The 2,763-nt window shown below is 24.9% G+C and carries 3 protein-coding genes and 1 pseudogene; all 4 read left to right on the top strand.

Going from position 1 to position 2,763, the window contains the following annotated elements:
* A pseudogene (locus AJ886_RS10470) lies at positions 1-205 on the top strand (lipase); the annotation flags it as partial.
* A gap of 6 nt (positions 206-211) precedes the next feature.
* Positions 212-895: a hypothetical protein gene (locus AJ886_RS03770; protein ID WP_002819291.1), complete on the top strand. Its 684-nt coding sequence runs from the start codon at positions 212-214 to the stop codon at positions 893-895.
* Positions 895-2,277, top strand: a complete 1,383-nt coding sequence (locus AJ886_RS03765) for a hypothetical protein (RefSeq protein WP_002834818.1) — start codon at positions 895-897, stop codon at positions 2,275-2,277. The genes AJ886_RS03770 and AJ886_RS03765 overlap by 1 nt, the downstream gene beginning before the upstream one ends.
* Positions 2,277-2,763 (top strand): hypothetical protein (locus tag AJ886_RS03760; RefSeq protein ID WP_261662467.1); only part of this gene is annotated, 487 nt, incomplete at its 3' end. The genes AJ886_RS03765 and AJ886_RS03760, both read left to right, overlap by 1 nt.

The raw sequence follows: 2,763 nt of genomic DNA, 5'->3' as shown, positions 1-2,763 counted from the left end.
TCTTATAAATACTTGTTTTGATAGTAAAGAAATAACATTGGATAATGATATTAGTAGGGTAGGGTTAAATGATGCACTGAGTAAAAGAACTATTGATTTTGTAAATAGATTTAAACTTTTAAAACATCAGCCCAACACTACAAGTGGCTTTAGTGCTACTTTGTTTGAAGATACTAAAGATAATAATCAAAGTAATATAGGATAAAAATATATGAAAAACAAGCTCTATCATTATTTTAACAATAAAGAAAATTCAAATGATTTAAAAAAACAATTCTTTAAAAATATAAAACAAGCTTTATTTTATCTTTTTCTTGTCATCTTAACTTTTTATAATATTACTTATTTAACTCTTTTAACCTTTTTCCCTTTTCCTTTCTTTGGATGGATTAGCTTGTTTATACTTTCTACTATATGGGTATATTTATTTTTAAAGCTTGTCTTTTATCTTGTCTTTAAAATTTTTAATATTGATAAAAAAATTAAAAAGTTTTATTTATTTTTACCTTATCCATTATTCATGCTTCTTTGGTTTGGATACTCTTTTGTACCTCTTGAATGGCAAAGTAGTTTTAAAGAATTTGAGAGTTTGTGTGAGAAGGCTGATTCTAAGGCGGTTATTTATGATGCAAAAAATATTATAAGTCTTTGGGATAATTATAAAAAAATAAACAAGGATATTTTATTCAACATAACAGAGCAATATGTAGATTTTAGAATAAAAAAAATTATTATTTTATGGTACTATAAGGACGGCAAAAATACAATACAAGAATATAAAATAGACAATACATACTCTTGGCTTGACATAGGTATGTTTGCTAAATACAAAAGAAAAATGATATGCTATGATATTCAAAAATATAAAGAATTACAAGAAAAAAGAGGCTACTAATGTATGAAAAACAAGCCAAATATATGAAACTTTATAAATATGCTAGAATGTGCTGGGCTAGTTATTCTACAGGTTTAAATGAGGGTATGTTTGGAAAAGAAGATAAAAAATGGGGGTTGAAAAATCAAACACAATATTATACAAAACAGGATATAGAAATGTTAAAAGAAAATAACATTAATTCTCCCACATACTTCCAAGCCATAACCCAAAGTTCTATGCTTGTGTTTGATACTTATAATATTAGTTTTGATGAAGATAATGCTAATGAATTTATAAATCGCTATGAAGTATTAGCCTTTATTCAAGATGATGATACAAGCTTTTCTGCTACGCTTTTTAAAGATACTAAAGATAATGAATTAATTCTTGCATTTAGAGGTATAGATATTTTTCAATTTAGTTTTTCTTTTTGGGATAGTATAAAAGCCGGTGCACAAATTTTCAGATCTCAAGTTCCTCTGGAATATTATTTGCAATTATTAAAATTTTACGATGATAAAGTCAGGCATTTTTTAGGTAATGATAAACTTATTGTTACTGGACATTGTTTTGGTGGATATTTGGCACAGCTTTTTGTTTTGTCTTTTCCACAAAGTGTTAAAGCTTTATACACCTATAATGCCATGGGAGTATATGAAAATGAATATACAAAATATACAAATTATATAGGAAATAAATTTGATGATGGAATTGAAATTTTGGGATACAATTTTAATATCTTTGATGCTAATCTAAAAAATATTAAGCTGATTCCAATAACACAAGAGCTTAAAAATAATATTATTTTAAAAGATAATTCTATAGCTTTTAAGGAAGATACTCCTTATGAGGTTAAAGAATTGTTTCCCAACAATATAAAGAGTCAAAAAAATACAACTCAGCTTTATTTACAAATACAAAACGCTCCTTTGGATTTTAGTGTGATATTCAAAGAATTAGATTATAATAGCGTTTATACACTAACTCCAATCCAAGCGCGAGGATTTAAAAACTTAATAGAAAATTTATTAAAAGGGAATGAAGAATTTTCAAAGCTGCTAAATGCAGAAATTTACAAAATATACACCATTGATTTAGATGACTCTGAAGAAATATTTCAAAAGTTTGGAACGCATATAAAGCCTAATGAAATTATAGCTTTGAAATTAGATTATTTTAAGTTGCAACTTAATTTTAAATTTGATGGTTCAAAAAAATCTGCAGAAAGTGTTTTTGGTTTTGCTAAAAAAGCCACTATTTTAAAATGGATTCTTGTTTTAATTTCTATAGAAGATATATGTGAAGAATTGTTAAAACAATCTAGAATTAAAGATGATGAGCCGTCATTACATTTTTTTTATGGATGGGAAGAATTTTTTAGAGATTTTCAGGGATATTAATGTTAAATACTTTTCTTTATGAACTAAACTATCATCATACGAAAAAAACAAAAAGTCTTGTTAGTGCTATTTTTAATCTAATGCAAAAAGATAAGAATTTTTATATAAAACATTTAGATTTAAAAGATATAGATGAGATTAATATCGAATCTGATATTTCACTTTTAAGAGCTCTTTATGTTTGCAAAGAATATGTATTTTATAAAGAAAATAATGAAACTTTTTTAAATAGCAGTGTTATAGGCTATAATTCTACTTTCACAAAAATCTTCATCCTAGATAAAGAAAAGCTCAATGATACCTATCTTGATACTAGAAAAAAGCTTTATAAATCTATCAATACTTTAAAAGAAAAAAGAAATGAAAAAATAAAAGATATCCAAGACTATTTAAATAAAGAAATTTCCTTACAAGATAATCTAAATAATCAAAGCTTTAATACTAAGGAAAATGATGTTAATTTAATTTTAAACGAAGTATTTAACA

The sequence above is a fragment of the Campylobacter sp. BCW_6465 genome (genome assembly GCF_001762815.1).
Classification (GTDB): Bacteria; Campylobacterota; Campylobacteria; order Campylobacterales; family Campylobacteraceae; genus Campylobacter_D; species Campylobacter_D jejuni.
This window is presented reverse-complemented; position numbering and strand designations above follow the sequence as displayed.